Source organism: Siccibacter colletis, from assembly GCF_025914095.1.
Lineage (GTDB): Bacteria > Pseudomonadota > Gammaproteobacteria > Enterobacterales > Enterobacteriaceae > Siccibacter > Siccibacter colletis.
The window spans coordinates 1,878,078-1,894,843 of the sequence record NZ_CP074352.1 but is presented as its reverse complement, the minus strand read 5'-3'; the positions used below and the strand labels follow the sequence as shown (position 1 = coordinate 1,894,843).

General features: G+C 61.7%; 14 protein-coding genes. 5 read left to right on the top strand and 9 right to left on the bottom strand.

Going from position 1 to position 16,766, the window contains the following annotated elements:
- Window positions 1-54 precede the first annotated feature (54 nt).
- Window positions 55-270: a multiple antibiotic resistance protein MarB gene (locus KFZ77_RS09065; RefSeq protein WP_031522708.1), complete on the top strand. Its 216-nt coding sequence runs from the start codon at window positions 55-57 to the stop codon at window positions 268-270.
- Window positions 271-304: 34 nt separating this feature from the next.
- On the opposite strand, the gene eamA is transcribed toward KFZ77_RS09065, so the two are convergent.
- Window positions 305-1,204, bottom strand: a complete 900-nt coding sequence (gene eamA, locus KFZ77_RS09060) for an O-acetylserine/cysteine exporter (RefSeq protein ID WP_031522706.1) — start codon at window positions 1,202-1,204, stop codon at window positions 305-307.
- Between the two features lie 204 nt (window positions 1,205-1,408).
- Between eamA and ydeE the strand changes: the two genes are divergently transcribed.
- From ydeE to KFZ77_RS09045, 3 genes are all read left to right on the top strand, one after another.
- On the top strand, window positions 1,409-2,608 hold the full coding sequence (gene ydeE, locus KFZ77_RS09055; RefSeq protein WP_264386062.1) for an efflux MFS transporter YdeE: 1,200 nt from the start codon (window positions 1,409-1,411) through the stop codon (window positions 2,606-2,608).
- Window positions 2,609-2,692: 84 nt separating this feature from the next.
- Complete coding sequence (locus KFZ77_RS09050) at window positions 2,693-2,875, top strand: type II toxin-antitoxin system HicA family toxin (protein ID WP_264386061.1); 183 nt, start codon at window positions 2,693-2,695, stop codon at window positions 2,873-2,875.
- A gap of 26 nt (window positions 2,876-2,901) precedes the next feature.
- Entirely contained in the window at window positions 2,902-3,339 is a 438-nt protein-coding gene (locus tag KFZ77_RS09045; protein WP_264386060.1) for a type II toxin-antitoxin system HicB family antitoxin, read from the top strand.
- 33 nt (window positions 3,340-3,372) lie between these two features.
- Here the strand turns inward: KFZ77_RS09045 and urtE are convergent, their stop codons facing one another.
- From urtE to atzF, 8 genes are all read right to left on the bottom strand, one after another.
- Window positions 3,373-4,071, bottom strand: a complete 699-nt coding sequence (urtE, locus tag KFZ77_RS09040; RefSeq protein WP_031522700.1) for an urea ABC transporter ATP-binding subunit UrtE — start codon at window positions 4,069-4,071, stop codon at window positions 3,373-3,375.
- 26 nt (window positions 4,072-4,097) lie between these two features.
- Complete coding sequence (urtD, locus tag KFZ77_RS09035; protein WP_264386169.1) at window positions 4,098-4,895, bottom strand: urea ABC transporter ATP-binding protein UrtD; 798 nt, start codon at window positions 4,893-4,895, stop codon at window positions 4,098-4,100.
- The gene (gene urtC, locus KFZ77_RS09030; RefSeq protein ID WP_031522696.1) at window positions 4,895-5,968 is read right to left on the bottom strand and encodes an urea ABC transporter permease subunit UrtC; all 1,074 of its coding nucleotides are present in this window, start codon (window positions 5,966-5,968) and stop codon (window positions 4,895-4,897) included. Before urtC ends, urtD begins: the two co-directional genes overlap by 1 nt.
- Window positions 5,968-7,533 carry an urea ABC transporter permease subunit UrtB gene (gene urtB / locus KFZ77_RS09025; protein WP_264386059.1) on the bottom strand — a complete coding sequence of 522 codons (1,566 nt, stop codon included), beginning with the start codon at window positions 7,531-7,533 and terminating at the stop codon, window positions 5,968-5,970. Before urtB ends, urtC begins: the two co-directional genes overlap by 1 nt.
- A gap of 71 nt (window positions 7,534-7,604) precedes the next feature.
- Window positions 7,605-8,876 (bottom strand): urea ABC transporter substrate-binding protein, encoded by a 1,272-nt coding sequence (urtA, locus tag KFZ77_RS09020; protein WP_264386058.1) that lies wholly within the window; start codon window positions 8,874-8,876, stop codon window positions 7,605-7,607.
- 32 nt (window positions 8,877-8,908) lie between these two features.
- Window positions 8,909-9,610, bottom strand: coding sequence for a GntR family transcriptional regulator (locus KFZ77_RS09015; protein WP_264386057.1), 702 nt, complete (start codon window positions 9,608-9,610; stop codon window positions 8,909-8,911).
- Between the two features lie 289 nt (window positions 9,611-9,899).
- On the bottom strand, window positions 9,900-13,520 hold the full coding sequence (uca, locus tag KFZ77_RS09010; protein ID WP_264386056.1) for an urea carboxylase: 3,621 nt from the start codon (window positions 13,518-13,520) through the stop codon (window positions 9,900-9,902).
- A 9-nt stretch (window positions 13,521-13,529) separates the two neighbouring features.
- A complete protein-coding gene (gene atzF / locus KFZ77_RS09005) occupies window positions 13,530-15,347 on the bottom strand; it encodes an allophanate hydrolase (protein WP_264386055.1) in 1,818 nt (605 codons plus the stop codon).
- Window positions 15,348-15,688: 341 nt separating this feature from the next.
- Between atzF and KFZ77_RS09000 the strand changes: the two genes are divergently transcribed.
- Window positions 15,689-16,729 (top strand): NAD(P)-dependent alcohol dehydrogenase, encoded by a 1,041-nt coding sequence (locus tag KFZ77_RS09000; protein ID WP_264386054.1) that lies wholly within the window; start codon window positions 15,689-15,691, stop codon window positions 16,727-16,729.
- Window positions 16,730-16,766 lie beyond the last annotated feature (37 nt).

Sequence of the window (16,766 nt, the reverse complement as noted above, 5' to 3'; positions counted from 1 at the left end):
ACCCAGAGGGGCATCATGCCCCTGCTATCGTCGAGAGACGTAACCGAGGAAATCATGAAACGTTATACCTGTGTGGCCGCGGTGCTGATGCTGCTGGCCTCGGGTTCCGTGCTGGCTGAACAACCTGCCAGCACCACGACACTTCCGTCGCGCGAGACCCTGATCGCCGCCCCGGCCAGTAACCAGTCCCAGTGGGATTTCAACCATATGGGCGCCGGGAGCGACAAGTCTGATGAGCTGGGCGTGCCCTATTACAACGCCCGCCGCTAAGCGTAACGGCCCTGCCATCCGGCGGGGCTTTTTTTTATCCCTGCGCCGGGATCTTACGACGAAGACGCAGCCCGAAAACGTTGATATACAGCCCCGCCATGATCATCACGGCGCCGATCATCTGCAGCAGGGAGAGATGCTCATCCAGCAGCAGTGCGGCGCTGGCCAGCCCCACCACCGGCACCAGCAGCGACAGGGGGGCCACCCGCCAGGTCTCATAGCGCCCAAGCAGCGTGCCCCAGATGCCATAGCCGATAATGGTGGCGACAAATGCCAGATAAACCAGTGAGGCGACCGTTACGGTGTCGATTTCGACCAGACTGCGCAGCATCACCGCCGGGCCATCCAGCAACAGGCTGGCGACAAAGAACGGTACGATGGGGATCAGCGCACTCCACACCACCAGCGACATAATGGCCGGACGCTGCTCCAGCATCATGATTTTCTTGTTAAAAATATTGCCGCAGGCCCAGCTGAACGCGGCGGCCAGGGTGAGCATAAACCCGAGCAGCGCCACATGCTGCCCGGTGAGGCTTGCCTCCACCAGCACCAGAATGCCGAACACTGCGAGGGTGATCCCCACCAGCTGGCGTCGCTGCAGCCGCTCGCCGAACATCACCGCACCGAGAATGATGGTGAAAAACGCCTGCGCCTGCAGCACCAGCGACGCCAGCCCGGCGGGCATGCCGAAGTTAATTGCGCTGAACAGGAAGGCAAACTGGCCGAAGCTTATCGTCAAACCATAGCCAAGCATCAGGCGCAGCGGAATTTTAGGGCGCGCCACGAACAGCAGCGCCGGAAACGCCACCAGCAGGAAGCGCAGCCCTGCCAGCAACAGCGGCGGCATGTTGTGCAGGCCCACTTTGATCACCACAAAATTCAGCCCCCAGGCCACCACCACCAGCATTGCCAATAACCCGTCTTTACGCGTCATACCTGCCCCAGTCTTTTTAATAATTTGTTAAAACTTATCGGGAATTGAGGCCGCTGTATAGTCATCCCCCACTAATTCTGGCAGGGGTAAAATGGCACTTCAGAACACCTGGTGCCGTATACAGCCCTGATTTGGCATGGTATTGCTAAATAACAGCGCATTTCAGATAAGTGCTTTCAATGCCACAGGGAAAAAGATAAGAAAATGTTATCAAAAACGACGATATCTACCGGCGGGTTACTCGCCTCTTCGCTGCTTCTCACCATTGGCCGAGGGGCCACGCTCCCCTTTATGGCAATCTACCTGACGCGCAAATATGGCATGGCGGTGGATGCTGTTGGCATCGCCATGAGCATCGCCCTGACCGTTGGCGTGGTATTCAGTCTCGGTTTTGGCATTCTGGCCGACCGCTTCGATAAAAAACGCTATATGCTGCTGTCGATTCTGGTATTCATTACGGGTTTTATCGCCATCCCGCTGGTGCATGACCCGCTGCTGGTGGTGATCTTTTTCTCGCTGATTAACTGCGCTTACTCGGTATTCTCCACGGTGCTCAAGGGCTACTTTGCCGATACCCTTGAACCTGGCGCGAAAGCGAAGATTTTCTCGCTCAACTACACCTTTCTTAACATCGGCTGGACCATTGGCCCGCCGCTCGGCACCCTGCTGGTGGTCTACAGCATCGATATGCCGTTCTGGATGGCGGTATTTACCTCGGCCATTCCGCTGGTGCTGATCCAGCGTTATGTCCAGTCGGTGCAGATTGCCCGCGCCGGCCCGGATCAGGCTGCGGTGAAATGGTCACCGTCGGTGATGCTGCACGATCGCGCCCTGATGTGGTTTACCCTCTCGGCCTTTCTTGGCTCGCTGGTGGGTGGCTCGTTTGCCTCCTGCATTTCACAATATCTGCTGGCGGTGGCCGACAGCGACTTCGCCCAGAAAGCCGTAGGCCTGGTGCTGCCGGTTAACGCCGCCGTGGTGGTGTTACTGCAGTACGCCGTGGGCCGCCGGCTGACGGCGCAGAACCTGAAACCACTGATGGGGCTGGGTACACTCTGTTTTATTCTTGGTCTGGGCGGCTTTATGATCGCCGACACCAATCTGCTGCTGTGGGGCGTGTCGGTGGCTGTCTTTACTATCGGCGAGCTTATCTATGCGCCGGGAGAGTACATGCTGATCGATCACATCGCCCCGGCGGGCATGAAATCCAGCTACTTCTCCGCGCAGTCCCTCGGCTGGCTCGGCGGCGCGCTTAACCCGCTGGTGACCGGCATTATTCTCACCACGCTCCCGGCATGGTCGCTGTTTGCCATTCTGACTGGCGCTATCGTGCTGGCATGGCTCTGCATGTTGAAAGGGATGCATGGCCGCTCCTGGGATACGCCGCGGCTGACGGCGGTGTAAGGCGCTTTTAAGATTTAAGCGTAGTAAATACGCCTTCACAATGTGTATATGTGTGTATAATTAGCAGGTGAGTCAGGAGGAGATATGAAATCGACTGACCTGCTAAAGGAACTGGCAGCAGCCGGATGCGAAATGAGAAGGCATAACGGCGGAAGTCATCAGATATGGTGGTCTCCCGTTACCGGAAAAACCTTCCCGGTTCCGCATCCTGTTAAGGACTTACCGCCTGGCACTGTCAAATCCATTAAAAAACTGGCGGGGATTTAATCCCCGCCTTTTCCCGGAGAAAAAGTATGTTTTTTTCTGTTGGCGTAGAGACTCCTGAGGACGGCAACACGGCATGGGGGCTGATTGTTCCCGCATTGTGCAATGACGAATATGGATGTGTTTCTGCTGCTGATGACCCGCGTGGTATCGCGCCTGCGGTGCGTGAAGCGATTCTGATGACCATCGAAGAGATGGTGCAAAGTGGTAAATATTGCCGTGAAACTCTGACTGACGAAGGCTATCTGGCCTATGCAGCCCAGGATGAGTATCGCGACTACGACAGCTGGTTTATGATCGATGTTGATCTCAATGAGTTTGAGGGTCGACAACAACGCATCAACGTCGCCCTGCCGGATACCCTGATCAAACGAATCGATAACCGCGTCAAAGAAAGCCCGGACCGCTACCGTGACCGCAGCCATTTCCTGGCGCTGGCGGCGCGGCATGAACTGGTAAATAGTTAACGCTGACGCCTGCTTCTGCAGGCGTCAGACTCGTTAAATCATCACCAGCCCCCGCACCCCTTCGCGTTCCATATCCGCCCCGCTACCGCGCTGGATCACTGCGCCGCGCGACATCACCAGATAATGGTCAGCCAGTTCAGCGGCGAAATCATAGAACTGCTCCACCAGCAGGATCGCCATATCGCCCCGGTTCGCCAGCTGGCGTATCACCGCCCCGATCTCCTTGATCACCGAAGGCTGAATACCTTCGGTGGGTTCATCCAGAATCAGCAGCTGCGGTTGCGTCGCCAGCGCGCGGCCAATCGCGAGCTGCTGCTGCTGTCCGCCGGAGAGATCGCCGCCGCGCCGGTGTTTCATGGCATGCAGCACCGGGAACAGCTGATAAATCTCGTCCGGAACCTGATGAGCCTGCCGCGCCGGGAAACGCGCCAGGCCCATCAGCAGGTTTTCTTCCACCGTCAGACGGGGGAAAATTTCCCGCCCCTGCGGCACGTAAGCGATACCGGCCTGCACCCGCTGGTGCGGCTTGCGCGCGGTGATAGTTTTATCCTGCCAGCTGACGCTCCCGGAACGGGCGGGCACCAGGCCCATCAGGCACTTCAGCAGCGTGGTTTTACCCACCCCATTGCGTCCGAGCAGGCAGGTGACCTCGCCAATGCGCGCCTCAAAGGAGACGCTGCGCAGAATGTGGCTGCCGCCGTAATACTGGTTAAGCTCGTTGACCTGTAGCATCTGTTACTCCTCGTTATCTCTGCGCTTCAGCGCCCAAGGTAGACCTCAATCACCTGCTCATTGGCCTGCACGTCGCGCAGCGAGCCCTCGGCCAGCACCTGCCCCTGGTGCAGCACGGTCACGTGATCGGCAATGGTTTCCACAAAGCCCATATCGTGCTCCACCACCATCAGGGAGTGCTTTCCGGCGAGGGTGCGAAACAGCTCGGCGGTGTACTCGGTTTCGGCATCGGTCATCCCGGCCGCAGGCTCATCGAGCAGCAGCAGATGCGGCTCCTGCACCAGCAGCATGCCGATCTCCAGAAACTGTTTCTGTCCGTGCGAGAGCTGTCCGGCGCGGCGGTGCCGCTCCCCGCCCAGGCGCAGCAGCGTCAGCATCTCGTCGATGCGGTCGCGCTGTTCGCCGCTCAGGGCCGCGCGCAGCGTGCCCCACACGGTTTTGTCACCCTTCTGGGCGATCTCCAGATTCTCGAACACCGTCAGCGCCTCAAACACCGTCGGCTTCTGAAACTTGCGTCCGATACCCCGCCGGGCTATCTCTGCCGGGCTGAGCGCCGTAAGATCGGTGGACTGATCGTACCAGGCGCGGCCGGTCTGGGGCCGGGTTTTACCGGTGATGACATCCATCAGCGTGGTCTTGCCGGCTCCGTTGGGGCCGATTACGCAGCGTAATTCACCCACGCCGATGCGCATCGACAGATTGGTCAGCGCCTGAAAGCCGTCGAAGCTGACGTTGATCTCTTCCAGCTGCAGCACCGGGTCGGTATGGGCGCGAAAGCGGTCGCTCGGCTGCTGGCGGGTAAAGGGTTGCTCTGACGGCTGCATCATTTCTCTCCTCTGCGCAGCAGGCCAATCACCCCGCGCGGTAAAAACAGCGTAACCACAATGAAGATCAGTCCGAGGAACAGCTGCCAGTACTCCGGCATCGCCACGGTAAACAGGCTTTTTGCTCCGTTAACCAGCCCGGCACCGAGCACCGGGCCAACCAGGGTGCCGCGTCCGCCGAGGGCGACCCAAATCGCGGCTTCAATAGAGTTGGTGGGCGACATCTCGCCGGGGTTGATGATCCCCACCTGCGGCACGTACAGCGCCCCGGCCAGGCCACACAGCACCGCCGACAGCGTCCATACCAGCAGCTTGAAGCCGCGCGGATCGTAGCCGCAGTACATCAGCCGGTTCTCCGCATCACGCACCGCGGTCAAGATGCGGCCAAACTTGCTGCGCGCCAGCATGAAGCCGATGAGCAGTGTCGCCAGCAGCAGGATCACCGTTGCCAGAAACAGGCCGATGCGCGTAGATACCGCGGTCACCGGCTGGCCCAGCAGCGTGGTGAAGCCGGTGAAGCCGTTATTACCGCCAAAGCCAGTTTCATTGCGAAAGAACAGCAGCATGCCGGCATAGGTCAGCGCCTGGGTCATGATCGAGAAGTAGACGCCTTTAATTTTCGAGCGGAAGGCAAACCAGCCAAATACCAGGCCGAGCAGCCCCGGCAGCGCTACCACCAGCACCATTGCCCAGGCGAAATGCTGGGTGCCCCACCAGTACCATGGCAGCTCGCTCCAGGAGAGAAACGACATAAACGCCGGTAGCCCGTCCCCGGCGGCCTGGCGCATCAGATACATCCCCATCGCATAGCCGCCGAGGGCGAAAAACAGGCCGTGCCCCAGCGACAGCAGCCCGGCATAGCCCCAGACGAGGTCGAGCGCTACGGCGACGACGGCATAGCAGAGCACCTTACCCACCAGCGTCAGGGTCCAGGTTGACAGCGCCAGCGGATGCGCAGCGGGAAGCAGCGCCAGAAATGGCATAATCAGCAGCAGCGCCACCAGCACCGACCCGAGCAGCAGGCTCAGGCGCGGCGCGCGGCGCGTCAGGGTTAACGTCAGCGGCTGGCTCATCAGTCCATCACCCTCCCTTTGAGTGCGAACAGCCCCTGCGGGCGTTTCTGAATAAACAGGATCACCAGCACCAGAATGGCGATTTTCGCCAGTACCGCGCCGGTCTGCGGTTCAAGGATTTTATTGAAGATGCCAAGGCCAAACGCCGCGGCGACGCTGCCCGCCAGCTGCCCGACACCGCCCAGCACCACCACCAGGAAAGAGTCGATGATGTACCCCTGGCCCAGTTCCGGCCCGACGTTACCCAGCTGCGACAGCGCCACGCCGCCCAGCCCGGCAATGCCCGACCCCAGCCCGAAGGCCAGCATATCGACGCGGCCCGTCGGCACGCCGCAACAGGCCGCCATCGAACGATTCTGGGTGACGGCGCGGATCTGCATCCCCAGCCGGGTGCGGCTGAGAATAAGCCAGGTGAAGAACAGCACCAGCAGCACGAAGCCGACCACAACCAGCCGGTTCCACGGCAGGATCAGGTTCGGCAGCACCTGCAGCCCGCCCGAAAGCCAGCCGGGATTGGCCACTTCGAGGTTTTGCGCGCCGAAAGTCATGCGCACCAGCTGGATCAGCATCAGGCTGATCCCCCAGGTCGCCAGCAGCGTCTCGAGCGGACGACCATACAGGTGGCGGATCACCGTGCGCTCCAGCGCCATGCCAATACCCGCGGTAATAACAAACGCCACCGGCAGCGCTACCACCGGGTAGAGGGCAAGCCACTGCGGCGCAAACTGGATGAAGGCGCTCTGCACCAGCCAGGCGCTGTACGCGCCCAGCATCAGCATCTCCCCGTGCGCCATGTTGATGACGCCCAGCAGGCCGTAGGTAATGGCGAGGCCCAGAGCCGCCAGCAGTAGGATCGAGCCGAGGGAAACGCCCATAAACGCCTGCCCCAGCAGCTCGCCCACCATCAGGCGCTGGTCGATTTTGCGCAGGCTCTGGCTGGCGGCATCGCGCACCCTGGCATCAGGTTCATGTTCCGCCCCGGCGAAGGGAGCCAGCCGGGCGCGCATTTCCGGATCGGCAATGCTTCCCAGCCGCTCTACCGCCTGTAAGCGCAGCGCCGCATCCGGGCTGTTGAGCTGCAGCCCCGCCAGCGCGCCATTCAGGGCATCGCGCACATCGTCATCTTGCTCCACCGCCAGCCGGGCTTCGATCAGCGGCAGCATCTCGGGCTGCGGATCGCGTCCCAGTTCACGGGCTGCGGCCACTCTTTGCGTGACGTTGTCACTCACCAGCTGGTGCGTGGCGAGGGCGGTACGGGTCAGGTTGCGCAGGCGATTGGTCAGGCGCACCTGCTTTATCGCCCCGGAAGGCGTCGCGGCGTCGCCCAGCGGCGTCAGCGTCTCGCCGTGCCGGGCAAACGGGTGTTTCGCCTCATCCACCACCAGGCTCTCCGCCGCCAGCGCCTGCAGCAGCGGCAGACGTGCCGCATCGGGTGCCGCGGCCCAGTGTTGCAGCAGCGCGGTTTGCTGCGTGCGGTTCGCCGCAGTGAAGGCGTCGGCATCGGCGGCGCGCGCCAGGCCGGGAAGCAGCCAGGCGGCTATCAGCAGCCAGCGTAGAAATTGCATGGTCGTCTCCCTGGTATTCAGCGGATGGAAAATCCCCTCAGCGCCAGCGCCTTGCCTGAGGGGCTTTTTCGTCAGTTAGCGGCAGTTTTCACCGGCGCATCAGACTTCTTGTCATTCCCGGCGATAAACGGGCTCCACGGCTGGGCGCGCACCGGCTCTTCGGTCTGCCACACCACGTTGAACTGGCCGTTACCTTCGATTTCACCGATCATCACCGGCTTGTGCAGGTGGTGGTTGGTTTTATCCATGGTCAGGGTGAAGCCCGACGGCGCACTGAAGGTTTGCCCCGCCATCGCCGCACGCACCTTATCCACATCCGTGGTGCCCGCTTTCTCAACGGCCTGCGCCCACATATGCAGACCGACATACGTCGCTTCCATCGGGTCGTTAGTCACCACGGTGTCGGCGTTCGGCAGCTTGTGCGCTTTGGCCCAGGCCCGGTAGGCGGCAACAAATTTCGCGTTAGTCGGGTTATCCACCGATTCGAAGTAGTTCCATGCCGCCAGGTTACCCACCAGCGGTTTGGCATCGATGCCTCGCAGCTCCTCTTCCCCCACCGAGAAGGCCACCACCGGCACGTCAGTGGCCTTCAGGCCCTGGTTAGCCAGCTCTTTATAGAAGGGAACGTTGGAATCGCCGTTGATGGTAGAGACCACGGCGGTTTTGCCACCGGCGGAGAATTTCTTGATGTCAGCGACGATGGTCTGGTAATCGCTGTAGCCGAACGGGGTATACACCTCCTGGATATCCTTATCCTGCACCCCTTTCGAATGCAGGAAGGCGCGCAGGATTTTGTTGGTGGTGCGCGGATAGACGTAGTCGGTGCCGAGCAGGAAGAAGCGTTTCGCCTCCCCGCCATCCTCGCTCATCAGGTACTCCACCGCCGGGATCGCCTGCTGGTTCGGTGCCGCGCCGGTGTAGAAGACGTTCGGCGACATCTCTTCGCCCTCGTACTGCACCGGGTAGAACAGCAGGCCGTTCAGCTCCTCAAACACCGGCAGCACCGATTTACGCGATACCGAGGTCCAGCAGCCGAACACTGCGGCCACCTTGTCCTGGCTCAGCAGCTGGCGCGCTTTTTCAGCGAACAGCGGCCAGTTAGATGCCGGGTCCACCACCACCGGTTCAAGCTTTTTACCCAGCACGCCGCCGCTGGCGTTGATCTCATCGATGGTCATCAACGCCACGTCCTTGAGCGGCGTCTCTGAAATCGCCATGGTGCCGGAGAGCGAGTGCATAATGCCCACTTTGATGGTGTCGGCGGCCTGAGCGCTGAAGGCGAACCCCATGCTGATAACCGATGCAGAAAGTGCGAAAGCTTTTATTAAGGTACGACGATGCATAACTTCACTCCTGAAAAATGGGCTGTGTGTAATTAGCGAAACTTCGACTGCCGCGCCTCGTGCAGCATATGAAGCGTTATTTTGCGAACCTCTTGCTGACTCTGAGCGATATGACCGGACAACAGGGTATGCGCCTCCTTCAGGTTGCGGTTGAGAATGGCGAGCAGGATCTGGCTGTGCTCGGCGTACGTAGCCTTTACGCGCGCCGGTTGGGTGAAGTCCATGCGGCGCACGATGCGAATTTTATCGGTGACGTCGCGATGCACCCGCGCCATCTCCGGGTTGCCTGCGGCCTCCAGCAGCGCCATGTGGAACGCTTCATCGTGACGCGCCACGCTCTGGCCCTCCGGCAACGGCGGCGCGTCGATCCAGAACTGCTTTAAGGCCTGCAGCGCCAGCGGGGTAACGTCCGGAGGCAAGGCGCACAGGCGCTTCACCGCCTCGCACTCCAGCACCACGCGCAGGTCGTACAGCGCCTCCAGATAATCGAAATCGATGGTCTTCACCTGCCAGCCGCTGCGCGGCTGCACCGCCAGATAGCCCTCCTGCTCCAGGGCATACAGCGCCTGACGCACCGGCGTGCGGCTGGCCGCCATCCGCGCGGCGATATCGTTTTCGCTGAAGCGATCGCCGGGCAGCAGCTGGAAATCGAAGATCTCCTGCTTCAGCAGCCGGTAGATGCGATCGGCCTGGCCTTCGGCGTTCAGCGGCTTTAACCGTTTTTGCACGGGCATGGTGGTGCTCCTGAGTCGTGTGCCATTGCGGGTGCGCGGTGCTTACCCGCCCTACAAAACGGGAGAACGAGGTGCAGTTCGTAGGGTGGGTAAGCAACGCGCACCCACCTTCCGTCACCCGAGTAAAACCGAGGCCAGCCCCCTTATGACCGTCTGACCGTCGGCGGCGCAGGCAGATTGCGTGCGGACTGCACGGACCGAGGGGAACGTACACGCAGTACGTGACCCTCGGGAGTACAGCCCAGGCGCAAGCTGGCCAGTGAGCCAGGTCTGGCACCCGTAAGCCAGGTCAGGCGCCCGCCAGCCACAGCAGTGCATCCCCCGGCGCCACTGTCCGCCCCTGCTGGCAATGGATATGCGACACCGTGCCGTCGCAGGGCGCGCTGACCATCAGCTCCATCTTCATCGCTTCCACCACGATCAGCGGTTCGCCCTGCTTCACGCGCTGTCCCGGCTCGACGAGGATCTTCCAGATATTGCCGTTAAGATCGGCGCTTACACGCTGGCCTTCGCGCTCGGTTTCCTGGTGCTGGGGTGCATCGAATGCTGCTTCTACTGCTGCGCTCTCCTGAGCCTGCCAGTGCGCCACTTCGGCGCTAAAGGCGGCCTGCTGGCGGGTGCGGAAGGCGGCGATATCCGCTGCGTTTTCCTCCAGGAAGCGCCGGTAGTGCGCAAAATCAAACTCGCCCTCTTCGATGCGGATCGGCGCTCGCCCTTCGCGGAATGCCTCCCGGAAGTCGGTGAGTTCCGCTTCGGTTACCGGATAGAAACGCACCTGGTCGAAGAACTTCAGCAGCCAGGGCTCGTCGCCAAACTGGGCGTTTTTCAGGAATTTGTTCCAGATCGGCAGCGTGCGCCCCACCAGCTGATAACCGCCCGGCGAGTCCATGCCGTAGATGCACATGTACATCCCGCCAATGCCCACCGTGCCTTCAGCCGTCCAGGTGCGCGCCGGGTTGTACTTGGAACTGAGCAGGCGATGACGCGGGTCTACCGGCACAGCACAGGGTGCACCGAGATAGACGTCACCCAGCCCGAGGATCAGGTAGCTGGCATCAAACAGAATGCGCTCCACCTCTTCACGGCTTTCCAGCCCGTTGGCGCGGCAGATGAAATCGACGTTGTTCGGCAGCCACGGCGCGTCGCTGCGCACCGTCTGCTGGTAGCGATCCACCGCCGCCAGCGTGGCGCTGTCTTCAAACGCCATCGGCAGCCAGACCACGCGCGACGGCACTTTCAGTTCGCTGACGTCACCGAGGCTGCCGTCAATTTCCACCAGCAGCGCCAGCAGCTGGCGCTGGGAAATCAGCTGGCTGTCATAGCGCACCTGTAACGAGCGCACCCCCGGCGACAGCTCGGCGATGCCCGGCTCCTTCAGGCCGCGAATAGCCTCCATCAGCAGATGCACCCGCAGGCGCAGCGCCAGATCCATCACGTTCTCGCCGTACTCAATCAGCACGTAGTTGTCCCCGGCCTGACGCCAGACCACCGCCGGGATATTCCCCTGCGCCGGGCGCTCCGCGAGGATAGCGGCGCTGGAGGTAGCGGCGGGCAGGATTGACGGGTGCACATCCGGCAGCGTTGCCACCGCGCACAGGTTGGTCACCGCTACCTGCTGGGCAATTTCCAGCGACTGGGCGTGCTCAAAGGTAATGGCGTGGAAACGGATGCGATCCCCCGGCTTCACCTGGCCCACTTTCCACAGCTCCGCCTTCGCGATGGTTACCGGACAAACAAAGCCGCCAAGGCTCGGCCCGTCGCGGGTCAGGATCACCGGAAAGTCGCCGGTAAAGTTGATCGCCCCAATGGCATACTCGCAGTCGTGAACGTTGGAGGGATGCAGCCCGGCCTCGCCGCCGTCGGCGCGAGTCCATTCCGGTTTCGGGCCGACCAGCCGCACGCCGAGGCGGTTGGAGTTGTAGTGCACCTGCCACTCGGCATCGAAGAAGGTCGCCATCGATTCCGGGGTGAAAAAGTCCGGTGCGCCGTGCGGCCCGTAGAGCACCCCGATGTCCCATACCTCGCCGTAGGTCGGGATCAGCGCCGGCTCCGGGGCTTGCGGTAGTGCAATGGGGGCCGGCGTGGTACAGGCCGGCAGCGCCGGCTGGGAGATAGCCAGCACGTCGCCCGGACGCAGCGTGCGCCCGCTCTGACCGCCAAACTGCCCGAGGGCGAAGGTGGCGCGGCTGCCGAGATAGACCGGCACATCAATGCCGTTGCGCACCGCAAGGCAGGTGCGGCACCCGGTGGTGGCACGCCCCAGGGTCAGGATCTGCCCGGCTTTCACGATCACCGGCTGCCAGTACGGCACCGGCGTGCCATCAAGATCCGCCGGGCAGTTTGCTCCGGTCAGCGCCACGGTGGCATCAGTATGAAAACGCAGCGTCGGTCCCTGCAGCGTGAATTCCAGTCCGGCGGCGTCCGGGTGGTTACCGACGATGCGGTTAGCCAGCCGGAAAGCAAAATCATCCATTGGCCCGGAGGGCGGCACGCCGACATCCCAGTAGCCGGTGCGGCCCGGATAATCCTGCACGCTGCTCCAGGTGCCCGGCTCCAGCACCTCAATGGCATGAGCCTGCCAGGTCACCTCATCCAGCAGACGGGTCCACATCACCCCGGCGCGGAACTCATCGAGGCGCACGATCTGGCGCAGATAATCCAGGTTGGTGGCAATGCCGTGCAGACGCGTCGCGGCCAGCGCGGCATCAAGCTTATCCAGCGCCTGCTGGCGGGTTTCACCCCGGACGATAATTTTGGCGATCATCGGATCGTAGAAACCGCTGACTTCCGTGCCGGTGCTGACCCAGCCGTCAACGCGCACGTCGGGCGGGAATGCCACCTCGGTCAGCACACCGGGGCTGGGCTGGAACTGCCGGATCGGATCTTCGGCATACAGGCGTACCTCAATCGCGGCGCCCTGCGGTGCCTGACGCAGCCGCGTCCAGTCCGGGGTTACGCCTGCGGCGACGTTGACCATACAGGCCACCAGATCGACGCCGGTGACCATCTCGGTGACCGGATGCTCAACCTGCAGCCGGGTGTTCACTTCCAGGAAGAAGAAGCGGTCCTGCAGCGGATCGTAGATAAACTCCACGGTCCCCGCGCTGCGATAGTTAACCGACTCGCCGAGCGCCACCGCCGCGCGGTGCAGCGCCTCACGGGTCGCCTGCGGCAGGTTCGGTGCCGGGGTCTCCTCCACCACTTTCTGATTGCGGCGCTGGAGCGTGCAGTCGCGCTCGCCCAGGGCGACCACGGTGCCGTTGCCGTCACCAAAGATCTGCACTTCAAGGTGGCGGGCGCGGTCTACAAAACGCTCAAGGAACACGCCGTCATCGCTGAAGAACTGCGCCCCCAGCCGCTTAACGCTGCTCCAGGCCTCGTTCAGCGCCGCCGGGGTGTCACAGCGCGTCAGGCCGATGCCGCCGCCCCCCGCCGTGGTTTTCAGCATGACCGGAAACCCCATCTCCGCCGCCGCCAGCTGGGCTTCTGCCAGGCTGGTGAGCAGACCGGTGCCCGGCGTCATCGGCACGCCCGCTTCGGCGGCCAGCGCACGAGCGCGGTGCTTAAGGCCAAAATCGGCTATCTGCTGTGCGGTCGGGCCGATAAAGACGATCCCCGCCGCCTCGCAGGCCTCAGCGAACTCGGCGCGTTCGGAGAGAAAACCGTAGCCGGGGAAGATCGCCTGCGCGCCGCTGCGGGCGGCAGCGCTGAGGATTTTATCGATATCGAGATAGGTCTGCGCTGCGCTGTCTCCGCCGAGGGCAATGGCTTCACTGGCCGCGGTGACGTGCGGGGCATTGCGGTCGGCATCGGAGTAGATCGCAACGCTGGCAATTCCCAGGGCATCCAGGGTGCGAATGGCGCGACAGGCGATTTCGCCGCGGTTGGCAATTAACACTTTACTGAACATGGTGGCTCCTCAGGCACGGTGGTGGCGGGCAAGCCAGGCTTTCCAGCCGCCCCAGGATGTAATGTCGGTGGCGTGGTTAAGCGCCTGCGGTTCACAGATGAAGCCCTTCACGCTGCTACCGTCGGCCAGCTCAAGCGTGCCGATGCCGAGCGGGGCCGGGATTTCGGCGACGAACTCGCCAAAGCGCGCCAGCGGAATGTCCCACAGCTCCAGCGCGATGGGCTGCCCCTCGTCGCTGCGCACCAGACCCGGCTTTGGCGGCGTGGTATTAGCGAGGGCATACAGGCGGTACCCGTCGCCGGTGGTGGTTTCGCAGACGAAGCGCGCATCGCGCGTCGTCAGCTGGTGATTCAAAGGCTGGCCGCGCAGGTGCGCCCCCACCACCGCGACGCGCACGTGATCCTTTCCGATCTCCGGGCGCGTCTGTGGGGCCAGCGGTTTCTCCGTGGCGCCGGGCGGAAGGCTCTGCGCCTGCTGCCAGCGCACGCCAAACGCGCTCAGCGCCAGATCGTGCCAGGCCGGGGCGATAAGCGTGATCCCGAACGGCAGGCCGTCGGCACGGAAGCCCGCGGGCAGCGCCAGGGCGCTGAGATCGGCGAGGTTGGTGAAGTTGGTGTAGGTGCCAAACTGCGAGTTGTAACGCACCGGCTCCTGCGCCATCTCATGCAGGGTGCGGATGGTGGGCGATGTCGGCACCACCAGCGCGTCATACCGGGCCAGCTGCTGCTGGATGCGGCGCGCCAGCCCGGCGCGGGTGTATTCCGCCTGCCAGGCGTCGCAGGCGCTGTAGTTCAGCCCGCCGGCAACAATTCCGCGCACCGTCGGGTCCATTTCGTCAGGGTCGCGGGCCAGCATTTTCCCCACGGCCACGGTGCGCTCCGCCACCCAGGCACCGGAATAGAGCTGGGCCGCCAGCTCGCTGAAGGCGCTGAAATCGATATGCTCAAGCGTGGCGCCCATCGCTTCAAGCTGCGCCAGGCTACGGCTGAAGGCGGCCTCGCTCTGCGCGTCACCGAAGAATTCCAGCCGGTCCGGCACCGCGATGCGTGGCGCATCCGTGAAGCGCGCCGGGGCGGTGTGCGGATGCTGACGCGAATAGGGGTCGGCGGCGTCATAGCCCCCGGCAAGCGTCGCCACGGACCAGGCATCGGCCACCGTCAGGGCGAAGATCGACACGCAGTCATTGAGCCGACAGGCAGGCACTACGCCCCGGGTGGAGAGCCAGCCTTTGGTCGGCTTGAGGCCGATAATATTGTTGAACCCGGCGGGAACGCGCCCGGAACCGGCGGTGTCGGTGCCCAGCGCAAACGCCACCAGCCCGCGAGCTACCACAGACGCCGAACCTGAGCTTGACCCGCCGCTGACATAGTCCGGGTTGAAGGTGTTAGGCACGGCGCCGTAGGGAGAACGCGTGCCCACCAGCCCGGTAGCGAACTGATCGAGATTGGTTTTTCCCACCACAATCGCCCCGGCGGCTTTCAGGCGCGCCACCACAGTGGCGTCGTGGTCGGGCAGATAGCGAAAGGCCGGACAGGCGGCGGTGGTCGGCATCCCCGCGACATCGATATTGTCCTTCACGGCGAAGGGAACGCCGTAGAGCGGAAAGTCAGCCAGCGTCTTTTCGCCCTGACGTAACGCCGTCTGCAGAGCGGTTATTTGCGCACTCAGCGCAGCGTTATCGGCGCGACATATCCAGGCGCAGTCGTCATTATTTTGCTCGCGGGTAAAGGCATCGAAAATATCGCTGATACGCTCAGGCTGCGCGGCGTAATATTCCCGCCATTGCGTAAGGGTATATCCCTGAAATAAAGACCATGTGAGTGTCATGCGCTGGCATCCTTTCTGGTATACAAGTTGGGATACCTGTAGCAAACAGAGTGCCAGAATTAATTAAGTTATATTTTTCAAACAGATGAAAGAAACCGCTGCATTATTTGCCGTTAATTTCTAGACGGGGGTGAGGCTTTGCGGGCAATTATGGTGCGCGCTGCGTTATTTATGTGCAGCAAGGATAATAAAAATGCATGCATCGGTTATTTATGAGGCGATTAGCTTATATTTATTGGCAACTTGTGCGCTCAACCGGTCATTACCCGGCGGGGAGAGGTGCAGGCATGTACTATAGTTGTCCTGAATCTTATTCCCGCTATCACGACAGGATAATGACAATGTCTCAAGCTAAAGGTTATGCCGCCTTCGCGGCTACAACGCCCCTCGGTCCCTTCTCTTTTGAGCGCCGCGAGGCACGTGAAGACGATGTGGTGATCGATATTAAATATTGCGGCGTCTGTCACTCCGATATCCACATGGTGCGCAATGAGTGGGGCGGCGCGACCTATCCGATGGTGCCGGGTCATGAGATCGTCGGCATCGTGAAATCGGTGGGTGCGAAGGTGACGAAATTTAAGCCGGGCGACAAAGTGGGTATCGGCTGCTTCGTCGACTCCTGCACCACCTGCGGGCATCGCGACGAAGATATCGAGCAGTATCTGCCGGGTCTGGTGATGACCTACAACAGCCCGGAAGTGGGCACCGACAAGCCCACCTACGGCGGCTACTCTGACCATATCGTGGTAAAAGAGGGCTATGTGCTGCGCGTACCGGATAATCTGGAACTGAATGCCACCGCCCCGCTGCTGTGCGCGGGTATCACCCTGTGGTCGCCGCTGAAACGCTGGAACGCCGGTCCGGGCAAGAAGGTGGCGATTGTCGGTATGGGTGGTCTGGGTCATATGGGTGTTAAGCTTGGTCACGCGCTGGGGGCGGAAATCACTGTGCTGAGCCAGTCGCTGTCCAAAAAGGAGGACGGCTTGCGTCTTGGAGCCGATCACTACTACGCCACCAAAGATGCAGAAACCTTTGAGAAGCTGCAGAACCACTTCGATCTGATCATCTGCACCGTATCGGCTAACATCGACTGGAACGCCTACCTGCAGCTGCTGAAGCCGGACGGTACTTTTGTGGTGCTGGGTATTCCGGAGCAGCAGATCCCGATCTCCGCCATGCCGCTGGTCAGCGCCCGTCGTACCATTTCCGGTTCGATGATTGGCTCTATCAAAGAAACCCAGGAGATGCTCGATTTCTGCGGCGAACACAACATCGTGTCTGAAATCGAGATGATTAACATCGACCAGATCAACGAAGCCTACGAGCGCGTGCTGAAAAGCGACGTGCGCTATCGCTTCGTAATCGATATGGCGAGCCTGTAACACGCGCCTGTGGCGGAACCGCGCCATTAAAAAAGGG